Annotated in this window: 22 protein-coding genes; 1 reads left to right on the plus strand and 21 read right to left on the minus strand. The window is 46.3% G+C overall.

Going from position 1 to position 22174, the window contains the following annotated elements:
* Positions 1 to 12 precede the first annotated feature (12 nt).
* From acpP to rluC, 10 genes are all read right to left on the minus strand, one after another.
* The gene (acpP, locus tag UM402_RS06980) at positions 13 to 252 is read right to left on the minus strand and encodes an acyl carrier protein (protein WP_053953786.1); all 240 of its coding nucleotides are present in this window, start codon (positions 250 to 252) and stop codon (positions 13 to 15) included.
* Positions 253 to 369: 117 nt separating this feature from the next.
* On the minus strand, positions 370 to 1104 hold the full coding sequence (fabG, locus tag UM402_RS06985) for a 3-oxoacyl-ACP reductase FabG (protein ID WP_058579146.1): 735 nt from the start codon (positions 1102 to 1104) through the stop codon (positions 370 to 372).
* A gap of 14 nt (positions 1105 to 1118) precedes the next feature.
* Positions 1119 to 2036, minus strand: coding sequence for an ACP S-malonyltransferase (fabD, locus tag UM402_RS06990; RefSeq protein ID WP_058579145.1), 918 nt, complete (start codon positions 2034 to 2036; stop codon positions 1119 to 1121).
* 10 nt (positions 2037 to 2046) lie between these two features.
* Positions 2047 to 3006, minus strand: coding sequence for a beta-ketoacyl-ACP synthase III (locus tag UM402_RS06995; RefSeq protein ID WP_058579144.1), 960 nt, complete (start codon positions 3004 to 3006; stop codon positions 2047 to 2049).
* A 14-nt stretch (positions 3007 to 3020) separates the two neighbouring features.
* Positions 3021 to 4046: a phosphate acyltransferase PlsX gene (plsX, locus tag UM402_RS07000; protein ID WP_058579143.1), complete on the minus strand. Its 1026-nt coding sequence runs from the start codon at positions 4044 to 4046 to the stop codon at positions 3021 to 3023.
* An 8-nt stretch (positions 4047 to 4054) separates the two neighbouring features.
* Positions 4055 to 4225: a 50S ribosomal protein L32 gene (gene rpmF, locus UM402_RS07005; protein ID WP_011234590.1), complete on the minus strand. Its 171-nt coding sequence runs from the start codon at positions 4223 to 4225 to the stop codon at positions 4055 to 4057.
* A 16-nt stretch (positions 4226 to 4241) separates the two neighbouring features.
* Positions 4242 to 4769, minus strand: coding sequence for a 23S rRNA accumulation protein YceD (yceD, locus tag UM402_RS07010; RefSeq protein WP_058579142.1), 528 nt, complete (start codon positions 4767 to 4769; stop codon positions 4242 to 4244).
* Positions 4770 to 4845: 76 nt separating this feature from the next.
* Positions 4846 to 5439, minus strand: a complete 594-nt coding sequence (locus UM402_RS07015; RefSeq protein WP_058579141.1) for a Maf family protein — start codon at positions 5437 to 5439, stop codon at positions 4846 to 4848.
* The gene (locus UM402_RS07020) at positions 5436 to 6095 is read right to left on the minus strand and encodes an HAD-IA family hydrolase (protein ID WP_058579140.1); all 660 of its coding nucleotides are present in this window, start codon (positions 6093 to 6095) and stop codon (positions 5436 to 5438) included. Before UM402_RS07020 ends, UM402_RS07015 begins: the two co-directional genes overlap by 4 nt.
* A 14-nt stretch (positions 6096 to 6109) precedes the next feature.
* Positions 6110 to 7057 carry a 23S rRNA pseudouridine(955/2504/2580) synthase RluC gene (gene rluC, locus UM402_RS07025; protein WP_058579139.1) on the minus strand — a complete coding sequence of 316 codons (948 nt, stop codon included), beginning with the start codon at positions 7055 to 7057 and terminating at the stop codon, positions 6110 to 6112.
* 456 nt (positions 7058 to 7513) lie between these two features.
* On the opposite strand from rluC, the gene rne reads away from it, so the two are divergent.
* Positions 7514 to 10402, plus strand: coding sequence for a ribonuclease E (gene rne / locus UM402_RS07030; protein ID WP_322295270.1), 2889 nt, complete (start codon positions 7514 to 7516; stop codon positions 10400 to 10402).
* Positions 10403 to 10460: 58 nt separating this feature from the next.
* Here rne and UM402_RS07035 read toward each other — a convergent pair whose 3' ends face one another.
* From UM402_RS07035 to gyrA, 11 genes are all read right to left on the minus strand, one after another.
* Positions 10461 to 10766 (minus strand): ComEA family DNA-binding protein, encoded by a 306-nt coding sequence (locus tag UM402_RS07035; protein ID WP_058579137.1) that lies wholly within the window; start codon positions 10764 to 10766, stop codon positions 10461 to 10463.
* 110 nt (positions 10767 to 10876) lie between these two features.
* Entirely contained in the window at positions 10877 to 11569 is a 693-nt protein-coding gene (gene pyrF, locus UM402_RS07040) for an orotidine-5'-phosphate decarboxylase (RefSeq protein WP_058579136.1), read from the minus strand.
* Positions 11570 to 11573: 4 nt separating this feature from the next.
* The gene (gene lapB / locus UM402_RS07045) at positions 11574 to 12731 is read right to left on the minus strand and encodes a lipopolysaccharide assembly protein LapB (protein ID WP_058579135.1); all 1158 of its coding nucleotides are present in this window, start codon (positions 12729 to 12731) and stop codon (positions 11574 to 11576) included.
* 11 nt (positions 12732 to 12742) lie between these two features.
* Entirely contained in the window at positions 12743 to 13000 is a 258-nt protein-coding gene (locus UM402_RS07050) for a lipopolysaccharide assembly protein LapA domain-containing protein (protein WP_053953798.1), read from the minus strand.
* Positions 13001 to 13080: 80 nt separating this feature from the next.
* Positions 13081 to 13356: an integration host factor subunit beta gene (gene ihfB / locus UM402_RS07055; RefSeq protein WP_053953799.1), complete on the minus strand. Its 276-nt coding sequence runs from the start codon at positions 13354 to 13356 to the stop codon at positions 13081 to 13083.
* A gap of 44 nt (positions 13357 to 13400) precedes the next feature.
* A complete protein-coding gene (rpsA, locus tag UM402_RS07060) occupies positions 13401 to 15077 on the minus strand; it encodes a 30S ribosomal protein S1 (RefSeq protein WP_053953800.1) in 1677 nt (558 codons plus the stop codon).
* A 110-nt stretch (positions 15078 to 15187) separates the two neighbouring features.
* The gene (cmk, locus tag UM402_RS07065; RefSeq protein ID WP_058579134.1) at positions 15188 to 15880 is read right to left on the minus strand and encodes a (d)CMP kinase; all 693 of its coding nucleotides are present in this window, start codon (positions 15878 to 15880) and stop codon (positions 15188 to 15190) included.
* Between the two features lie 110 nt (positions 15881 to 15990).
* The gene (gene aroA / locus UM402_RS07070) at positions 15991 to 17280 is read right to left on the minus strand and encodes a 3-phosphoshikimate 1-carboxyvinyltransferase (protein ID WP_058579133.1); all 1290 of its coding nucleotides are present in this window, start codon (positions 17278 to 17280) and stop codon (positions 15991 to 15993) included.
* A complete protein-coding gene (gene hisC / locus UM402_RS07075; RefSeq protein WP_058579132.1) occupies positions 17273 to 18376 on the minus strand; it encodes a histidinol-phosphate transaminase in 1104 nt (367 codons plus the stop codon). Before hisC ends, aroA begins: the two co-directional genes overlap by 8 nt.
* Positions 18377 to 18430: 54 nt before the next feature.
* Positions 18431 to 19516, minus strand: a complete 1086-nt coding sequence (serC, locus tag UM402_RS07080) for a 3-phosphoserine/phosphohydroxythreonine transaminase (protein WP_058579131.1) — start codon at positions 19514 to 19516, stop codon at positions 18431 to 18433.
* The gene (gene gyrA / locus UM402_RS07085; protein WP_058579130.1) at positions 19516 to 22143 is read right to left on the minus strand and encodes a DNA gyrase subunit A; all 2628 of its coding nucleotides are present in this window, start codon (positions 22141 to 22143) and stop codon (positions 19516 to 19518) included. The genes serC and gyrA overlap by 1 nt, the downstream gene beginning before the upstream one ends.
* Between the last annotated feature and the right edge of the window lie 31 nt (positions 22144 to 22174).

A 22174-nucleotide genomic window follows, 5' to 3' on the forward strand; every position in this document is an offset into this window, starting at 1 on the left:
TTCTCTGAAAAATTAATCGTCAGAGTGATTATTTACGTAATCAATTGCTGCTTGAACAGTTTTGATTTTTTCAGCTTCTTCATCAGGAATTTCAGTTTCGAATTCTTCTTCCAAAGCCATAACCAATTCAACTGTGTCTAAAGAGTCAGCACCCAGGTCATTTTCAAATGACGCTTCAGGCTTAACTTCTTCTTCTTTAACACCCAGTTGTTCAATAATGATTTTCTTTACACGTTCTTCGATAGTACTCATTTATAATATCCCTCAAATAGTCGTCGCGAGAGTGAAAGTTGGCCGTAGTTTAGTGAAACCAGCCCCATTAATAAAGTAAAAATTCCGATAAAGTTAAGAGGTCGTACCGCTGACCGCTTAAACCATCGCCATTCCGCCATTAACGTGAATGGTTTCACCGGTAATATAAGCTGCTCCATCTGACGCCAAGAATGTCACCGCAGACGCAATTTCATCTGGCTTGCCTAATCGTGCAGCAGGAATATTAGCAAAAATACTTTCTTTTTGCTCTTCCGTTAATGCTTTTGTCATATCCGTATCAATAAATCCTGGTGCCACGCAGTTCACGGTAATACCTCGTGCTGCCACTTCTTTGGCCAAAGACTTACTGAAGCCAACCAGCCCCGCTTTCGCGGCGCAATAGTTAACCTGCCCAGGGTTCCCTGTGGTACCAACCACTGAACTGATATTAATAATGCGACCATTACGACGTTTCATCATGCCACGAACCACTGCTTTACAGACACGGAAAATAGCCGTTAAATTGGTGTCGATAACAGAGTTCCATTCGTCGTCTTTCATACGCATCATTAAGTTGTCGCGAGTAATACCGGCATTATTGACCAGAATATCGATACTACCGAACTCTTTTTCAAGCGACTTTACTGTTTCCTGAACGCTATCAGCGTCAGTTACGTTCAAAGCAATACCTTTGCCTTTATCACCAAGGTAATCGGAAATAGCGGCAGCCCCTTTCTCTGAAGTTGCGGTGCCTATTACTGTTGCTCCTTGCTGAACAAGCTGCTGCGCGATTGCTTTGCCAATGCCACGACTAGCTCCTGTTACTAACGCAACTTTATTCTCCAAGCTCATCACTTATTCACCTTTTAAATTGAATTCAATGCTTCAGCGGTGTTTAACGCTGAACAATTAAATGATTTAGTTATACGTTTATTCAAGCCCGTTAATACTTTCCCCGGACCGACTTCGAATGCTTTTTCCACGCTCATATTAGCGGCTTTCTCAACAGACTCTGTCCAACGCACCGGACAATAAAGCTGTCGGACCAATGCGTCTTTTATCGCTGCCGGGTCTGTCTCAACCATGACATCAACATTGTTGATAACCTCAATTACCGGTGACTTCACGGTAATACTTTCCAGTTCCTGCTTTAATTTTTCGGCTGCTGGCTTCATTAACGCACAGTGCGAAGGCACGCTAACAGGCAGAGGTAAAACACGTTTAGCGCCTGCTTCTTTCAACGCTTCGCCGGCACGGGAAACTGCTGAGGCATGACCGGCAATAACGACTTGCCCCGGTGAGTTATAATTTACCGGAGTGACAACTTCGCCCTGGGCCTGCTCTTCACAAATTTGCTTAATAACATCGTCATCTAAACCGATAACGGCTGCCATTGCCCCTTCACCATCAGCAACAGCTTCCTGCATAAACTTGCCGCGTGCTTCAACGAGTTTAACTGCATCTTTAAAGTCGATAGCGCCTGCACAAACCAACGCCGAATATTCTCCCAGGCTGTGCCCTGCCATGACCAGGTCATCGCCTAGACCTTTGTCTTTAGCAACACGATATAGCGCAACACTGGCAGTCAGTAACGCAGGTTGAGTGAACTGTGTTTCATTGAGCTGGTTATTGGGGTCTTGCTGCACAAGCTCCCACACATCATAACCAAGGGCATCGCTTGCCTGTGCGAACGTCTCTTTTATGATCCCAAACTCGTCGGCTAATTCACCAAGCATACCAACGCTCTGCGAGCCTTGCCCCGGGAAAAATAACGCTGTCGTCATAACTACCCTCTTAATATCGAATTAATGCTGAGCCCCAGGCGAATCCACCACCAAAGGCTTCTAATAATAGGTTCTGCCCACGTTTAACGCGACCATCTTTAATCGCCCAGTCTAACGCAATTGGCACCGATGCGGCAGATGTATTACCTGTTTTGTCCAAAGTAATAACCACTTGTTCCATCGACATGTTTAATTTTTTTGCCGTCGCTTTAATAATGCGCAGGTTCGCCTGGTGTGGTACCAACCAATCCAATTCTTCCGGTGACATCTTATTCGCCGACAATGTATCGGTAACCAAGCTACTCAGTTTTGCCACAGCAACTTTGAAGACTTCATTGCCTTTCATGTACATCCAGGCATCGTCTTGCGGGCTAGCTTTGCGGTTTGCCTGTCTCGCCCCCAGTAAATGACTGTATTCACCCGCGCTGTACAAGTGCGTTGAAACAACACCGGGCTCTTTACTCTGCTCGAGTATGACCGCACCGGCCCCGTCACCGAACAGAACCAAGGTGTTTCTGTCGTTGGGGTTACACAGTCGCGCCAGAACATCGGTGCCAATAACTAAAGCACGCTTATATTGACCGGTTTTAATGAAATTATCGGCGACCGATAGCGCAAAAATAAAGCCTGAACAAGCCGCACCAATATCAAATGCGGGAATATTTGTGACATCGAGCATTCGCTGAATTTCGCAGGCAGCACTTGGAAACGCATGCTCAGCTGAGGTTGTCGCCACAACGATAACGTCGATATCCTGAGCTTTTAGCTGACTACTTAATAAGGCTTGTTTCGCAGCTTCATAGCCAAGCGTTGCGGCTGACTCATTCGCGGCTGCAATGCGTCGCTCTTTTATGCCGGTACGTTCAGTAATCCATTCGTCTGATGTGTCAACACGGGTGGCAAGATCATCATTTGTAAGACGTTGCTCCGGTAAATAATGACCGGTACCAACAATTCTCGAGTATGTCATAACAACTCTGCATTTTAAGGCTGTTCAGATAAGACCGCTTCGACCCTGTTCTTGATTCGGTCAGGAAGCTGCTCGTGCGCCTCTGCTACAGCTTGCTGGATAGCGCTGTAGAATGCTTCCGCATTGGCACTTCCGTGGCTTTTAATCACCACTTGGCGCAATCCTATCAAACTTGCTCCGTTGTAGTGGTCGGGCTTCAGCCTGTCCCACGATTTATGCGTACGTCGTTGTAAGAATTTGAAGAAAAATCGATACAGCCAATGAGAGTTTAGGGTGTCTCTCATTTGCTCAATAATAAAGGTTGCCAAGCCTTCGCAGCTTTTTAACGCAATGTTACCGACAAAGCCATCGCAAACGATAACGTCGGAGCGACCACTGAATAAATGGTTGCCTTCAATAAAACCGTTGTAATTTAAGCCTTCACACTGAGAGAGTCTGACTGCAGCATTACGAACCACATCACTGCCTTTAATTTCTTCTTCGCCCATGTTGAGCAAACTTATTTTCGGCTTTTCTATGTCCAGTAGGTACTCTGCAGCAACCGACCCCATTACACCAAACTGGAACAAGGTATCGGAATCGCAGCTGGCGTTTGCGCCTAAATCTAATAAAAACGACTTACCACCGACACGGTTAGGAATAGCGGTCATCAGCGCAGGCCTTAAAACTCCGGGTAAGGTTTTTACCGTAAAATACGCATTAGTCATTAAGGCGCCGGTATTACCACCGCAGACCATTGCATGGCATTGTTCATTGGCAAGGGCTTGCAGCGCAAGACGCATAGAAGAATTAGGTTTGCTACGTAACGACTGACCAGGTTTGTCGTCCATGAGAATAGTCTGCTCAGCATGAACAAGGCTGACAGCATTGCTTTCATTGAGGTTGTATTGCTTTAATAGCGGATTTATTTGGTCTTTGTGACCAAACACTGTGAAGTGGGTATTGGGATAAGTTGAAACAGCTCGTTCCAGAGCTTCAATAACAATAGAGGGGCCATTATCGCCCCCCATTGCATCAATCGCTATATTAAGTTCAGGCATAGCCTGTCTTACTTATTAACGACCTTGCGACCTTTATAATAACCGTCGGCTGTTACGTGGTGACGACGATGCGTCTCACCCGTAGTTGAGTCAACCGACAGTGTTGGGCCGTCTATCGCATCGTGTGAACGACGCATGTCGCGTCTTGAACGACTTTTCTTACTTTTTTGAACAGCCATTTACGCTATCTCCTGATTATTTACGCTTTAATTCTTGTAATACGGCAAATGGGTTATCAGATTCGTCTTTATCAGACTCGTCGATTTCGCCCCATGTCATCGCATCACGGTCTACCTGACAAGACTTAGCGTCGTGCTTAGGTACTAAAGGCATTGCCAGAATTAATTCATCTTCGATAAGCCCATGCAGATTGATTTCACCGAATTCATTCGCCTCGATAGCTTCATAGCTTTCAGGGAAGTCATCAGCCACCTGCCGCTTAGTGACAGGAGCATACGCAAATTGCGCAAAAATATCAACTGCTAAAGGCGTATTGCAGCGTTCGCAACGTACTTGAACATGTACCTTTGCGTCACCTGCAAAATAGCTTATGCCTTGTTCATCAATACCAAACTCAACTTTGACGTCAGGATCAGGACATGACTCTACGAGCAACTCCTGAAACCGAGTTAACGTTTTTGCTGGTACTAAGCCCTCATAAATGACCTTTTTATTGGCACATTTTACGGGGTCTACCATTACGGGAATACGAACCTTTTGCATAGCGCGCGAATGTTACCTTAAGTTGGTGTTCAGTGGCAAGATAAATCGGACGTTACCGACAATTATCTACAATCAATTAACTCAGCGGATTAATCCCCTGAGATCTTAGCATATCCAGTAGCGCAATCGTCGGAAGTCCAATAAGAGTATTAGGGTCATTCCCTTTCATTTCACTGAACAAACTGACGCCCAGGCCTTCACTTTTAAAACTGCCGGCACAATCAAGCGGTTGCTCTAATTCAACATATCGAGCTATTTCATCAGCCGTTATATTATCCCGAAAGGTTACGAAGAACGGTTCAATTCGTACTTCGCACTGAGAAGTTTCGGAATTTAATACAGCAAGCCCGGTATAAAAGGTCACCGTTTTGCCCACAAAGCTTTTTAGCTGCTCAATGGCTTTTTCCTCGGTACCCGGCTTGCCAAGAATTAATCCGTCGCATACCGCGACTTGATCGGAGCCAATAATAATAGACGGTTCACCATTTAGTTTTCTCGCCACAGCTTGCGCTTTTTCTTCCGCTAAACGCCCTACCAGCTGCTCTGGCTGCTCTTCATTAATTGCAGACTCATCAATGTCTGGTTTTACGACGTTATAAATTAAGTGCAGTTTGTCCATTATAGCCCGACGGTATTTTGAACCAGAGCCAAGCACAAGGGGGAGTGTCATAACCTCTCCTTTAAAATAAAGTTCGAAAGTTCAGTCAGAGATGACGCAATATATTCAGCGCCTGCCGCTTTTAGTTGGTCGGCCCGGTGCGCGCCCATAGTCACGCCAATAGGAAAAACACCAGCGGCACTGGCCATTTTCATATCATGTATTGAGTCGCCCACCATAACTGTATTGTCAGGCGAGTAGCCTGCCTCATGCATTAATTCTATGAGCATATCTGGGTTCGGCTTGCCTTTTGATTCATTGGCGCAACGGGAATAAGGAAAGAACTGGGTCATATTCGTTTCCTGCCACACTCTGTCCAGGCCTCTTCGAGCTTTGCCAGTTGCAACCCCGAGTTGCACATTGCTTGAGCGCAACGCTTCAAGCGAGTTAACGGCATCGTCAAACATGGGCGATGCTACTGTGTTCAGTGTGACGTATTCGTCTTTGTAACGCTCTAAAAAGGTCTGCTTTTTTTGGGAGTCCAAAACACCAAAAAGCCTTTCAATAGCAGGCTCCAGACTAAGCCCTATGATATCTTTTGTAGCCTGCTCTGAGGGCACTGCTAAACCAACGTGTTCGGCAGTCCGCTGCATTGACGAAACGATACGGCCAATGGAATCCATTAAGGTTCCATCCCAGTCAAAAACAACGAATTGAAATTTCGACATTACGGCAACCTACATCATTGTTTCGTTAGCTTCGACAAGGTCGCGCTGAGGTTTTCATCTAAGGGCGCTTCGAACTGTACATCTTTTTCCGTTTCTGGGTGCTTAAATGAAAGCTTCCAGGCGTGTAAGAATAGTCGTGTCAGTCCTTTAGACGCCATTAATTCATCAAAGTCAGTGTCACCATATTTAGGATCTTTAGCGATGGGGTGTCCTGCATGCAGGCAATGCACGCGAATTTGGTGCGTCCGGCCAGTCAACGGCGATGCTTCTACAAGGGTTCCCTCGGCATAGCGCTGATAAATACGAAAACGCGTTTGCGACGGTTTACCCTCTGCACTGACACGAACAACCCGTTCACCAGATTGAAGCGTGTTCTTTTGTAGCGGCGCTTCTAACAAACGCACCCGTTTTTGCCACTGCCCTCTAACTAACGCCAAATACTGCTTATTCATTTCTTTGTTGCGCAACTGTTCATGCAGTAACTTCAGCACTGAGCGCTTTTTCGCAACCAAAAGAATGCCACTGGTATCCCTGTCTATTCGGTGCACAAGCTCTAAGTGTTTGTCATTAGGCCTTAGTGCCCTAAGTCCTTCAATTAGCCCGAAGTTTAGTCCCGAACCGCCGTGCACGGCAAGACCCGAAGGTTTATTGACGACAATAAAAGACGCATCTTCGTATAGAATGTGCTCTTCCAGGCGGGCTATTTTATCGAGTTTAGCCGAAGGTAAAGGTGCCTTTTCAGCAACTTTTACCGGCGGAATACGAATTAAGTCGCCACTATTTATTTTATAGTCTGGCTTAGCCCGTTTTTTATTAACCCGCACCTCGCCTTTACGAATAATTCGATAAACCAGTGACTTTGGCACTTTGTTTAATTGGGCAATAAGGAAATTGTCCAGGCGCTGCCCCGATTCATCGGTCAGTACGGTATGCCAGCGGACTTTTTGTTGAATGCTCTTCATGGCGGTATTTTAGCACGCTTCCTAGCAATATTCAGTGAAATTAGCGCTTGTATTTTCGGCGTTTTTCGTGAAATAATTAAGTGTCAAAGTCCATCGTGGATGGCAGACAAAGAAACTAATTCGCGCAATCGTGTCAACAGAGCGACGCATTATCCACATCAGCATACGGTTGAAAAGTCTTAATCAAAGAGAATAAGCAAAAATCCGAGATGTTGATGGCACGGAAAAAGAACAGAGAAACCTCACTCAAAAGAAAGAGCGATTGCAGACGTAACATATAGCGACAATATGACACCGGATGTAATGGTGTTATCGGCACAGTCAAAATCATTTTAACCACACGTTTCAATGACGGGTGGCACAGGCGCTAAGCCTGTACAACAGACGAATTCGATAATCGCACGAGCACCAGAGTGTGTGTGTCATATTGTGGCCCGGAAACATTGAGTCACAGTAATGAAAAGAATGCTAATAAACGCCACGCAGCTAGAAGAGTTGCGTGTTGCGTTGGTCGACGGCCAGCGCCTTTACGATCTGGATATTGAAAGTCCAGGACATGAACAAAAGAAAGCGAATATCTACAAGGGTAAAATAACCCGTATAGAGCCCAGCCTCGAAGCCGCTTTCGTCGATTATGGCGCAGAGCGTCATGGTTTCCTTCCTTTAAAAGAAATTGCCAAGACTTACTTTCCAGAGGGATATACCTTCCAGGGACGTCCAAACATTAAAGACGTTGTTTCTGAAGGTCAGGAAGTCATTGTTCAAATCGACAAAGAAGAGCGTGGTCAGAAAGGCGCGGCACTAACAACCTTTATTTCTTTGGCAGGCAGTTACCTGGTATTAATGCCAAATAACCCTCGTGCCGGCGGTATTTCTCGCCGTATTGAAGGCGACGAGCGCTCTGCCTTAAAAGAAGCATTGTCAGAAATCAACGTGCCGAAAGAAATGGGCCTTATTGTCCGTACCGCAGGCGTTGGCAAATCAAAAGAAGAATTAGAGTGGGACTTAAACGTTCTTATTCATCATTGGGAAGCTATTAGCAAAGCGGCTACCGAGCGCCCTGCTCCATTCTTGATTCACCAGGAAAGTAACGTCATTTTCCGCGCCCTTCGTGACTACTTACGTCGTGACATTGGCGAAGTGCTTATCGATAGCCCGAAAGTCTACGAGCAGGTACGTAATCATATTCAAATTATTCGTCCTGACTTCTTGCAGCGCGTTAAGCAATATGAAGGCGATGTTCCATTATTCAGCCATTACCAAATTGAGAGCCAAATTGAGTCAGCGTTCCAACGTGAAGTTCGTCTACCTTCAGGTGGCTCAATTGTTATTGATCCGACCGAAGCTCTGACTTCAATAGATATCAACTCGTCACGCGCAACTAAAGGCGGCGATATTGAAGAAACAGCGCTGCAAACAAACCTGGAAGCGGCTGAAGAAATTGCGCGTCAACTGAGACTTCGTGATGTTGGTGGCTTAGTCGTTATCGACTTTATTGACATGACACCCGCCAGACACCAACGCGACGTTGAAAATCGACTACGTGACAGTCTTGCACAAGACCGTGCCCGTATTCAGGTGGCTCGCATTTCGCGTTTTGGCTTAATGGAAATGTCTCGTCAGCGTCTGCGTCCGTCACTTGGTGAGTCGGCAAACAATGTATGTCCTCGCTGTAATGGTCAGGGTACTATTCGCTCTAGTGACTCGTTAGCCTTGTCTATTCTGCGTCTCATTGAAGAAGAAGCGCTGAAAGACAACACCATACAGGTTCATGCACAAGTACCGGTAGACGTAGCAACGTACTTGTTGAACGAAAAACGTCAGTCGCTAAATCATATTGAGAAGCGTCATGATGTTAAAATCGTGATTATTCCAAACCATCACTTAGAAACGCCACACTTCGAAGTACTGCGTATCCGTGATGATGAAGTGCCAGAAGCAGCAAGCTTTGAGTTGGTACAAAAGCCAGAACAACATGAGTCATCGGTTTCTATAACCTTAACTCAAGAGTCTGCTAAGTTTGACGAACCGGCACTAAAAGGTTTACAAGCGCCAAGTGCAGCACCTACCCCTGCTCCTGCGCCAACACCGAAACAGCCTGAGAAACCGTCTTTATTAAAACGCTTATCGACTTGGCTGGGTAAACTTTTCGAGAGTGAAGAAGAAACCGATAAGAACAAGCAAAGCTCTAATCAGCGTAGACCAAACCCGCGTCGAAACAACAATAACCGCCGTGGCCGTGGTCGTCGTCCTGCTAATCGTCAGCAGCAAGGTCGTAATAATACGGCGGACAAAGCGGCTGCAGATTCTGCGAAATCGGATAAGAGCGCAGATGAAACGAAAGGTTCAAATAACAAGCCGAACCGCGGTAGAAACGATCGTAGACGTCGCGGCGGACGTAACCGTAACCAGCAACAGAATGCTCAAGGTGCTAATGCTCAGGTGAAGCAAAGCGCTGAGCAAGCGCCGCAAACTGAGGCAGCGCCTGAGAAACCGAAAGAAGTTAAGCCTCGCCGCCAACGTAAACCAATGGAAAAATCCGTTCGCGTTAAAGGCGATGGTTCAGTTGAGAACCAGGCATCACAACAGCCAGCTCCTCAGGCTCAGAAAGATAGTTCTGTCGCTAAAGAAGCTGAAGCGAAAAAGCCAGTTGAGCAAAATGCTGAGTCATCAGCACCGGTAGAGAAAAATACCAATGAGCAAACTCAACAGCGTACTTTAGATCCTCGCATTCAGGCAGCTGCTGAACTTGTTGAAAACAAAGAGCACTTACCGGTTAACGAGCAAAAGTCTGCTGAGGAACCTGCTCCTGAAGCCTCAGAAGCTCCGAAACAGGAAGAGCAAGCTCCGGAAAACCAGGTTCAGACTCCTGAGCCAAGTGCCGAGGAATCACAGCCTGAGCAACCGGAAACTGTTGCAGCAACAGAAGCTAGCGATACGACAGAACCTGCTGAAGTGACGAAGACTGAATCAGAGTCAGTTCCTTCAGTGGAAAGTGAAGCTTCGGAGCCAGTTGCGGAACAAGCTCAAGAAGACGTCTCTGAGAAAAAAGCGCGCAACCGTTCACGCCGTTCTCCAAGACATCAAAGAGCAGCGGGACAGCAACGTAAGCAAAACCGGGAAAATAAAGAGTCTAACGAGACTCCGATAATTCCAGCTCGTGATCTCAGTGGCTCAGCTTTTTCTCCAATGGCTAAGGCATCTGCAGTTGAAAGACAAACGCCTTTCCAGGCGCTGAATGTTGCGTCAGGAGAAAGTCGTTTAACGTTCGTCAGAGATGAACAAACGGCAGGCTATGCCAATGCCCGTTCCCGTTCATTTGCTGAAATGACGAAGTGTGACTAGCACAAAAAAGCCAGTAAACAATCCCTGTTTACTGGCTTTCTTTTTATCTTCATTACTGCTAATTCAAACGAATATTCGAGCGGTTTTTTTCAAGTGTTTTAAGGCCTATACCTTTTACATCAAGTAACTGTTCTACTTCAGTAAAGCCGCCGAGCTGCTCGCGCACTTCAATCAGTTTTTCTGCTTTCTTAATACCGATACCCACTAACGCTGATGCTATTTCCTGAGCCGATGCCGTATTGATATTTACACCCGTCTGCGCTTCAGCTTGTAATGCAATTGGCGAAGGGGAAGCTGTTGGCATTGCATGAGCTGAAAAGCCAATAAATGACGCCAAAACAATAGGTAGCATTTTAAATGTCATAGTATGTTCATCCTTTTTGATAACCACTGCGTCACTGCAGTGGCCATACTATAAACGCTTTTTGCCGGCGCTCTCTCAAATTACGATTTATAAGACAGCTCAATACGCCACTAAGCTATACTTGCCAGTATGTTCTCGACAGCTTGTGCCGGATTAGGAGACTGCGTAATAGGTCGTCCTATCACCATGTAATCAACGCCGACCGTTACCGCTTCAGCAGGCGTCATTGTGCGACGCTGATCATCTTTGCTGCTGCCTTCGGGCCTTATGCCGGGGGTCATTAATTTAAAGTCGTTACCACAGGCTGCTTTTAGCATGTTTGCTTCCTGAGCAGAACAAACAACACCTTTAAGGCCCGATGACTTAGCCAGTCTCGCTAAATACTCAACCTGCTCATTGACGCTCTTAGAAATACCCAGCTCTTTTAGGTCGCTTTCATCCATACTGGTCAACACCGTCACACCGATAAGCAAGGGCGGGTTATCCGTTTCTTTCAGCGCATCTGCAGCTGCTTTCATCATACGGCTGCCACCACTGGCATGAACGTTAACAACATCGACCCCAAGCTTTGCGGCCGCAGTGACGGCTTTAGCGACGGTATTAGGAATGTCGTGAAACTTTAAATCCAGAAAAATAGAAAAGCCCTTTTCTACCAGGCTCGCAACCCACTGTGGTCCGGCTGAGGTGAATAATTCTTTTCCTACCTTTAAACCTACTTTCCCTGACGGTAATTGTTCAATTAACGCATCTGCGTCCGAAGCACTTTGATAATCTAGCGCCACATAAATTTTTGGTAATTCCATTCGATTATTCACCATCTAATCCAAATATCGGTTTTGTTGTTGACCAGCTCTTACATGACGGACATTGCCAATAAAGGGTATGTCCTGAAAAACCACAGTGATAACACTTATAATTGGGTCTCTGCACAATATGCTCATGTACCATGCGCTGCAGACGCTTAAGACTGTCTCGAGCACTGCCCACGTCGGCTGCTTTTATATGCAGACCCATTAAGTGATGAAAGCCGCGCATGGTTGGATGCTTCTCCAACGCGTTTGCCATGAAGCTTTCAGCATCTTCAATGCTCTGTGACTCAGCCATTTTCTCAGACAGCTTGATAACCGCAGTAATTCCCGCTTCTTGTTCTACACAAGTGTGTAAAAAGTCGATAAAGCCATGACTGTTTCTCTTCGCTTCATACGCTTGCTCTAGTAACGGAATTGTTTCACAAACGTAGGCTTTGTCCTGGTCTATTACTTTCGTGAGGTACTCTATTGCCTGGTTATAATCGCCCTGCTCCAGATAAATACGTCCCAGGGACAAAGACGCCCTTACGCAGTTTGGATCCTGCTTTAATGCCTTATTAAAATACTTCACTCTTACTGACGAGTGATCGGCCGTGTCAGCAACTTCGCAATACAATTGTCCCAGAATCACTTTTATAGAGACGTTCTGTTTAACCAGTTTTAAAGCAACAATAATGGCTTTATCCCATTCATGAGTTGCTTCATAAAGTTCAAGCAAGTGCTTTTGACTGCGCTCTTTAAACAGCTTATTACTTTGCAGACCCTGAAACATTTTCTCTGCGCGATCATAAATACCGGCAGCTAAATAATCTTTGCCTAACTCGTACATAGCGGTTAGGCGATCACTTTCAGATAAATTAGGGAGTGAGGTGAGATTCTTATGAATTTTTATTGCCCGCTCTACTTCACCTCGGCGGCGAAATAATTTGCCCAACGTCCAGTGAGTCTCAATAGTCTCACTATCAACATCAAGCAACTCTACGAATAAATCGACAGCCTTATCGGGCTGATCGGAGAGCAGTAAATTAATACCTGTCGCGTACTGTTTTGAAAAGCGTTTTTGCTCTCTTCTCTCTTCTGAACGCACACTGTTGCGACCCATGAACCAACCATAGGCGGCAGCAATTGGCAGAAGTAAAAAAAGAAGCTCTAACATTTAATTCTGTCTCATTGGTTCGACTGCTTAGCGACTAGTTTCGACAGTTTTCGGCAGCGATAACGCCAGTAAAGGTTAGAAAGTAACATGGCCAATAATCCCACAAGAACGCCGCCACCAAAGAAAATTGCTAACAGCGACGCAACGGTCATATCAGCATTCAGAACCAGTAGATTGACGTTAATAACTTGCGTATTTTGGGCTCCAAACGCCATGGCTAAAAGGAATATAGCCAAAACGGGAATAAGAATAAGCAACTTCCTGAGCATGTTCGCTTACCTGTTATTTATAAAAAAACGGCATGCCAGTATAGCATGCCGTTTTTATCAATCGAGCGTAAAAAACTACTTTATAAATCGACGCGCTCGCGCAGTTCCTTACCCGCTTTAAAATGAGGAACGTATTTCCCATCTAAATTAACCGGGTCACCGGTTTTCGGGTTACGACCAACACGTGGCGCACGATAATGCAAAGAGAAGCTTCCAAAACCTCGAATTTCAACGCGCTTGCCCTGAGACAGGGACTGCACCATTTGTTCAAGAATTTCTTTAACAGAAGCCTCAACTTGCTTAGGAGGCAACTCATGTTTCAAAGTTAACCGTTCAATTAGCTCTGATTTTGTCATAACTTACCTCCTGATAAAGCCGTTTATTACGACGAAAAACTGCCTTAGTCGTCAGTTTTCGCCGCTTTGAACGCGTCAGCCATAGCACTGTTGATACCAGAGCTGTCTTGCTGTTTGTTGACGCTTTCTACCGCTTCTTTCTCTTCAGCTTCGTCTTTCGCTTTGATAGACAGGCTCAGAGTGCGGTTTTTGCGGTCAACGCCCATGAAGCGCGCTTCAATTTTATCACCAACGCTTAACTCAGTGCTTGCATCTTCAACGCGGTCGCGTGCGATGTCTGCTGCACGTACATAACCTTCAACGCTTTCTGCTAATTCAACTTTAGCACCTTTAGCGTCAACTTCAGTTACTGTACCTTCAACAATAGCACCTTTTTTGTTAGCTGCCAGGTAATTGTTAAACGGATCTTCTTCTAATTGCTTGATACCTAGAGAGATACGCTCACGTTCTGCGTCAACTTGCATAACAACAGCGGTAACTTCTTCGCCTTTCTTGTAGTCGCGAACCGCTTCTTCACCTGGAGTGTTCCAGCTGATGTCAGACAAGTGAACCAAACCGTCGATACCACCGTCCAGGCCAATGAAGATACCGAAGTCAGTGATTGACTTGATCTTACCAGTAACTTTCTCGCCTTTATTGTGGTTCTTAGCAAACTCTTCCCAAGGGTTAGGCTTGCACTGTTTAAGGCCAAGAGAAATACGACGACGTTCTTCGTCAATTTCCAGAACCATAACTTCAACAGTATCGTCAAGGTTAACCACTTTAGAAGGATGAACGTTCTTGTTAGTCCAATCCATTTCTGAAACGTGAACAAGACCTTCAACACCCTCTTCGATTTCAACGAAGCAGCCGTAATCAGTCAAGTTCGTAACACGACCAGTTAAACGGTGACCTTCTGGGTAACGGTTTGCGATATCTGCCCAAGGATCTTCGCCCAATTGTTTCAGGCCAAGAGATACACGAGTGCGCTCACGGTCAAACTTCAATACTTTAACAGTGATTTCATCGCCAACGTTCACGATTTCGCTTGGGTGCTTAACACGTTTCCAAGCCATATCAGTGATGTGCAACAGGCCGTCTACGCCGCCTAAATCTACGAATGCGCCGTAGTCAGTCAGGTTCTTAACGATACCTTGTACTTCCTGACCTTCTTGCAAGTTCTCAAGCAACTCTTCGCGTTCTGCACTGTTTTCTTTCTCGATAACAGCACGGCGAGAAACAACAACGTTGTTGCGCTTCTGATCAAGCTTGATAACTTTGAATTCTAAGTCTTTGTTCTCAAGGTGCGTTGTTTCACGTACTGGACGTACGTCAACCAGTGAACCAGGCAAGAACGCACGAACGCCGCCAAGGTCAACTGTGAAGCCACCTTTAACTTTACCAGAGATATAACCAGTAACAGTTGCGTTTTCTTCGTGAGCTTTTTCCAGCTGCAGCCAAGCTTCATAGCGCTTCGCTTTTTCACGAGAAAGCACGGTTTCACCGAAGCCGTCTTCAACAGCGTCAAGGGCTACGTCAACTTCGTCACCGACGTTGATTTCCAGCTCACCTTCAGCGTTGCGGAATTGTTCTGCAGGAATCGCACTTTCAGACTTAAGACCGGCATCAACTAATACCAAGTCTTTTGCGATAGAGACGATTGTGCCTTTTACGATCGAGCCCGGACGAGTTTCGACTTCTTTCAGGCTTTCTTCAAACAGCTGTGCAAAATTTTCTGACATAATAATTAACTTCGCTTAATAAATGACGTCCACTGAAATTCCGTATGCAGCGGGGTTATTAAAAATGTTCACCTGTATCCTTACTGTGAACCCCTAATTAGGGCCAGGCCCTAGCTAGTTTCTGAGAGTTTGCTGTGGGCAAACGTCAATACTTGTTCCAACACGTCATCAATAGGCGTGTCGGTAGAATCTAAATACAAAGAATCCTCCGCGGGCTTCAATGGCGCCACAGAGCGATTCATATCGCGATCATCGCGTTCTTTAATTTCGTTCACTAATTGATCAATATTAGCATCAAAGCCCTTTTCCTTCAATTGATCAAAACGTCTTTGGGCACGCTCTTGCGGCGATGCAGTTAAAAACACTTTAGCGTCTGCGTCGGTAAATACTACAGTCCCCATATCCCGGCCGTCCGCCACCAGACCTGGTAAGTCTTTAAAGCCGCGCTGGCGACGCAACAACGCCTCGCGTACACGCGGTAAAGCCGCAATTTTAGAGGCCATATTACCCACTTCTTCAGTGCGTATCGTCATGGTGACGTCTTCGCCCTCTAAAATAATATGCGTTAGTGACTTTTCTTCGTCTGCTTCAAATTTAACATCCAAATGAGCGGCTAAAGCCACCAGGCTTTCCTCATCTTCCGGCGTGAAGTCATGATGAATCGCAGCCAAAGCCAGTACACGATATATCGCACCGCTATCAAGCAAGTGCCAACCCAGCTTTTCTGCGAGTAACCGACTGATAGTGCCTTTCCCTGCACCACTAGGACCATCAATTGTAATGACGGGGATATGCGTTGCCATAAAATCCTCAATTTGCTCTGCGTATTGCAGCTTTTAGCGGCGCAATTATACGCATTTGTGAAAAAATTGCATTAATCAGGAGCACGAAATAACGGGAAAGCTGAGTTTACTCAGTAACTTTGACAAATTCGTGAAAACTCTCGGAAATAAGTGGGGTAGGTTTTACGACAACAGTCGGGATCATTAATAGTTACGCCTACGGGCGAAAATGCGGCCAGGGAAAAGCACATTGCCATACGGTGGTCATTGTAGGTGTCTATTTTAGCATTTTGCCAGCGCTGAACAGGATATATTTTTAGGAAATCAGCGCCCTCTTCAACGTCGGCGCCCAGTTTTCGCAGTTCTGTCGCCATCGCCGATAACCGATCCGTTTCTTTAACCCGCCAGTTAGCTACATTACGAATAATGGTCGGCTTGTCTGCAAAAAGCGCTAAAGGAGCAACCGTCATAGCTGCGTCTGGGATAGCATTAAAATCTTTATCCAGTCCTTTTATAACCCCTGAACCAGTCACTGTCATTTGATGCTCACCTATATCTACGTTGCCACCCATTGCCTGAATGACTTCTGTAAACGCTTTATCACCTTGAATAGAAGAAGCACCCACACCTTCAATAGTTACCGGCCCACCACCGAGCAATGCTGCTGCCATCCAATACGAAGCGCCGCTAGCATCGCCTTCAACATGATAATTACCGGGAGATACATAAGACTGGCTGCCTTTTACATGAAAACGGCTTTCAGACACACGCTCTATTACAATTCCAAAGTCAGCCAACATTTTGAGCGTTAACTCGATGTATGGCTTAGAAACCACGTCCCCTACTAAAGTTAAGGTAGAGTCGCTTTTAAGCAGTGGCAGCGCCATGAGCAACGCCGAAATAAACTGGCTGGAAACCGAGCCGTCTATTGAAAAATTGCCGGCTTTAAGTCCGCACTTAATTAATACGGGTGGATACCCTGGTGTTTTTTCGTAGGTTATTTCAGCGCCTTGCGCTTGCAAAGCTTCGACCAAATGCTGAACAGGCCGTTCCTGCATACGAGAGTCGCCGGTGAGCTCAACCTGCTGATCCACACTTAACGTTGCCGCCAAAACCGCAATTAACGGTCGCATGGCGGTACCCGCATTGCCTAAATGCAGCGAGGTGTCATTCAGTTGCCACTGCCCCGAACAACCGGTAACGCGTGTCACATTATCCGACTTTTCACAGCTGACGCCTAAGCTCGCCAATGCGTCCAGCATATGCTCTGTATCTTCACTGTCGAGCAAGTTATGCAAGCTAACAGGCTCAGAGCAAAGTGCTGACATCAGCAGCGCTCGGTTAGCAATGCTCTTAGACCCCGGAAGAACAATAGTTCCTCGACACTGCGCCCGAGGTTTAAGGAAAATCGATTCAGCCACGCAGTTTTTTCATTGCCTTAATAAAGGCTTCATTTTCTTCAGGTAAGCCAATACTGACACGTAAGTGGTTCGGCAGTTCATAGCCAGTAACCGGACGCACAATAACCCCTTCGTGCAGCAACTCATCGTAAAGCTTCTCTGCATCTGGGCCGACTTCAATAGTCAGAAAGTTACCGTAAGACGGAATGTAGTTAAAGCCTGCACCTTCACAAAAGTCAGTTAGCTGTTTCATGCCATGCGCATTAATTTCAACCGCTTTTTGCAAGTAAGCATGGTCATCCAACACCACTTCTGCCGCTTTTAAAGACAGTGAATTCATATTAAATGGCTGACGAATACGGTTTAGGACATCGGCAATGCCTTCATGACTTACTGCATAACCTGCGCGTAATCCTGCCAACCCGTAGGCTTTTGAAAACGTGCGGCTGACCACAAGGTTCGGATACTCTTTAATCCATTCAACCGATGGCGCTCGCTCCGCTTCAGGTACGTACTCGTAATAGGCTTCGTCTAATACGACAATGACGTTTTGAGGCACTTTGTCCAAGAACGCTTTAATTGACTCTGTCGTCAAAAAGGTTCCGGTTGGATTATTCGGGTTTGCGATGAAAATCATCTTCGTCGTGTCGGTTATTGCTGCTGCCATGCCATCAAGATCGTGACCGTAGTCAATAGCTGGTACTGCAACAGGTTTTGCACCAATAGCCTGAGTGACTAACGGATAAACCACAAACGCATGCTGTGAGAAAATGACTTCGTCCTGGTCTGACACGAACGTCCGTGCCAAAATTTCCAACACATCGTTAGAGCCATTACCCAAAGTAATTTGTTGCGTTGTCACTGAGTTCAACTCAGCTAGGCGACTTTTCAGGTAGTACCCGTTTGCGTCCGGATAACGAACCAGATCGTTAAGCTCGGCTTCCAGCGCCGTCTTTACTTTCTCACTCAAACCGAGAGGGTTTTCGTTTGACGCTAATTTAACAACGTGCTGCAAACCTAATTCGCGCTGCAATTCAGACACTGGCTTGCCCGCTTGATAAGGACGGAGCTGTTTTACACCGGGGTTAACTAATGACAATGCATCAAAATTACTCATAATTCTCGTAAGCCTTTTGTCTTATTATTTTTGGAACTTAACTCTATTTTGAGCCTAGCTTTGACTTCTCTCAAAGTCCGCCATAAAGCTGAGTAACGCTTTAACACCGGCTACCGGCATCGCGTTATATATACTTGCTCGCATACCACCCACAAAACGATGACCTTTCAAGCCTTTGAAGCCTGCGGCTTCAGCCTGAGCTAAAAACTCAGCATCCAGTTTGTCATCGGCAAGCTGGAAAGGCACATTCATAATAGAACGATACTGCGGGTTAACGGTATTTCGGTAAAAGTCAGATTTGTCGATAAAGTCGTACAATAACTGCGCTTTTTCATGGTTAATTCGACCCATTTCGGACAAACCACCTTGTACCTTAAGCCATTTGAACACCAACCCAGCTAAATACCAGGCAAAGGTATTGGGGGTGTTATACATAGACCCGTCCTTAGCCTGTAACTGATAGTCCATAATCGATGAAACCTGCTTCTGTGGTGACCCCAGCAAGTCTCGCTTAACGATGGCAATAGCAAAGCCTGACGGACCTATATTCTTTTGCGCACCGGCGTAGATAACACCGAACTTAGACACATCCAGTGGTTCTGACAAAATATTTGACGACATGTCCGCCACAATAGGCGCACCGACATTAGGAATATCGTGAAGTGCAATACCATCCACAGTTTCATTGGGGCAGTAATGAAAATACGCGGCATTGTCAGACAACTGCCAGTCATCCGGAGACTGAATCTCCTTGCCTTTAACGCCCTCTTTTACCTGTCCGGCTACATTTACTTTAGCGACGAACTTCTCGGCTTCGCGTATAGCAAAACCAGACCAAATCCCGGTGTCGAGGTAGTCGACCGTTGCGTAAGGCGCTGCGATATTTTGCGGAACGGCTGCGAACTGGCCGCGCCCGCCACCTTGCAAAAACAAAACTTCGTAGTCGTCCGGAACGTCCAGTAAGTCGCGTAAGTCTTGCTCCGCTTCACGCGCCATGCGTACATACGCGGGGTCACGGTGCGACATTTCCATGACGGAAACGCCTTGATTACTCCAGTTAAGAAGTTCTTCCTGAGCTTGCTTTAACACATCGACCGGCAACATTGCCGGTCCTGCTGAAAAGTTAAATACGTCACTCATTATTCTTCAGAAGCTCCTTCTTCGTTGGCTCCGTCTTCTTCGCCATTATCGGCAACAACTTCACCTTCAATCAGCTCTTCGTCTTCATCAATTTCATCAATGCGCTGCAAGCCTACGACTTTTTCGTCATCGCCGGTGCGAATTAAACGCACACCCTGAGTGTTACGGCCAACAGTAGACACTTCGTTAACACGAGTTCTAACCAGTGTGCCTTTATTGCTAATAAGCATAATTTCGTTGCCGTCGATAACTTCCATAGCACCGACCACAGAGCCATTACGCTCACTCACTTTTATAGAAACGACACCCTTGGTTGCACGACTTTTCGCTGGGTATTCAGTCAGCGGCGTACGTTTACCATAACCATTCTCTGTAACTGTCAGAACGGCCGCTTCCTGGTCTTCGTACTCACGCGGCACTATGAGTGATACAACACGCTGATCTTCTTCCAGACGAATACCGCGAACACCCGTTGCAGTACGGCCCATTGAGCGAACCTGCTCTTCCGCAAAGCGAACCACTTTACCGGCATCAGAGAACAGCATGATGTCACCATTACCATCAGTAATATCAACACCGATAAGCTCGTCACCTTCCACCAGGTTCAGGGCAATAATACCGCCGTTACGTGGGCGGGAATACTCAGGCAATGGCGTTTTCTTAATCGTACCCTTCTTCGTTGCCATAACCACGAACTTGTCTTCAGGGTAGTCACGCGTTGGCAGAATAGCGGTAATGCGCTCATCCGCTTCAAGCGGCAGCAAATTAACAATAGGCTTGCCTCGTGACGCACGGCTGGCTAATGGTAGCTGATACACTTTCATCCAGTAGATACGGCCACGAGTCGAGAAGCACAAAATGGTGTCGTGGGTGTTAGCAACCCACAGACGTTCAATGAAGTCTTCGTCCTTCATTTTCGTTGCCGCTTTACCTTTACCACCACGGCGCTGAGCTTCGTATTCAGTCAGTGGTTGATACTTCACGTAGCCTTCATGAGACAGTGTTAGTACAACATCTTCCTCGTTAATAAGGTCTTCCATGCTGATGTCGTGCGCTGCGGCAGTAATATCCGTCTTACGCTCGTCACCAAAGTTATCGCGAATTTCGACTAACTCTTCACGAATAACTTCCATTAGGCGCTCTGAGCTACGCAAAATATGTAGCAATTCAGCAATTTGCTCTAACAGACCTTTGTATTCGTCGAGAATTTTCTCGTGCTCTAACCCTGTGAGCTTGTGTAAACGTAAATCAAGAATGGCTTGCGCTTGTGCTTCGGTCAGATGATAGTTATCACCTTTAATGCCGTATTCTTCCGGCAAATGATCCGGGCGTGCCGCGTCAACACCAGCCGTTTCCAGCATGGCTGCAACATCACCTAGCTTCCAAGCGCGGGAAATAAGACCGGCTTTCGCTTCCGCAGGTGTTGGAGAGCGACGAATTAATTCAATAACTTCATCTATGTTCGCCAGCGATATCGCCAGGCCTTCCAAAATATGAGCACGCTCGCGCGCCTTACGTAATTCATAAACCGAGCGGCGAGTCACTACTTCGCGACGGTGACGAATAAAGCAGTCCAGCATGTCACGCAGATTAAATAGGCGTGGCTGATTTTTATCCAGTGCCACCATGTTAATACCAAACACCACTTGTAATTGGGTGTTTGCGTATAAGTGGTTAAGTACAACCTCGCCAACGTCACCACGGCGTATTTCAATGACAATGCGCATACCGTCTTTGTCAGACTCATCGCGCAGTGCACTAATACCTTCAACGCGCTTCTCTTTGACTAATTCAGCAATTTTTTCAATCAAGCGCGCTTTGTTCACCTGGTACGGAATTTCCGTAACAATGATCGTCTCTTTGCCTGTTTTCTCGTCGACTTCCACTTCTGCTTTAGCACGTAAGTGAATGCGACCACGACCCGTTTTGTACGCTTCAACAATGCCGCTGCGGCCTGAAATTGTTGCAGCCGTTGGAAAGTCCGGACCCGGGATATATTCCATTAACCCATCAACATCGATGTCCGGGTTGTCTATCATCGCCAGTGAGCCGTTGATGACTTCGGTGAGGTTATGCGGCGGAATATTCGTTGCCATACCAACCGCGATACCGGAAGAACCATTGACTAACAGGTTAGGAACACGGGTTGGCAGTACATCAGGAATGCGCTCAGTACCGTCGTAGTTATCGACAAAATCAACCGTTTCTTTGTCTAAATCGGCCAGTAACTGGTGAGAGATTTTGGCCATGCGAATTTCGGTATAACGCATCGCCGCTGCAGAGTCACCATCGACCGAGCCAAAGTTACCCTGCCCGTCAACCAACATGTAGCGTAATGAAAAGTCCTGCGCCATACGAACAATAGTGTCGTAAACCGCGCTGTCACCGTGTGGGTGATATTTACCGATGACATCACCGACCACACGCGCTGACTTTTTATAGGGTTTATTGTAGTCGTTACGCAACTCGTTCATTGCGAATAAGACACGTCTGTGTACCGGTTTTAGTCCGTCCCTGACGTCAGGCAGTGCACGCCCGACGATAACGCTCATCGCATAATCGAGATAAGAGCTTTTTAATTCATCTTCGATATTAACCGGTGACACTTCTCTGGCTAGATCGCTCATAGTTCAGTCCCTAAAATAAAAATCCGCATAT

Origin of the sequence: Idiomarina sp. OXR-189 (assembly GCF_034373425.1) — a bacterium.
In the GTDB taxonomy this organism is placed as follows: domain Bacteria; phylum Pseudomonadota; class Gammaproteobacteria; order Enterobacterales; family Alteromonadaceae; genus Idiomarina; species Idiomarina zobellii.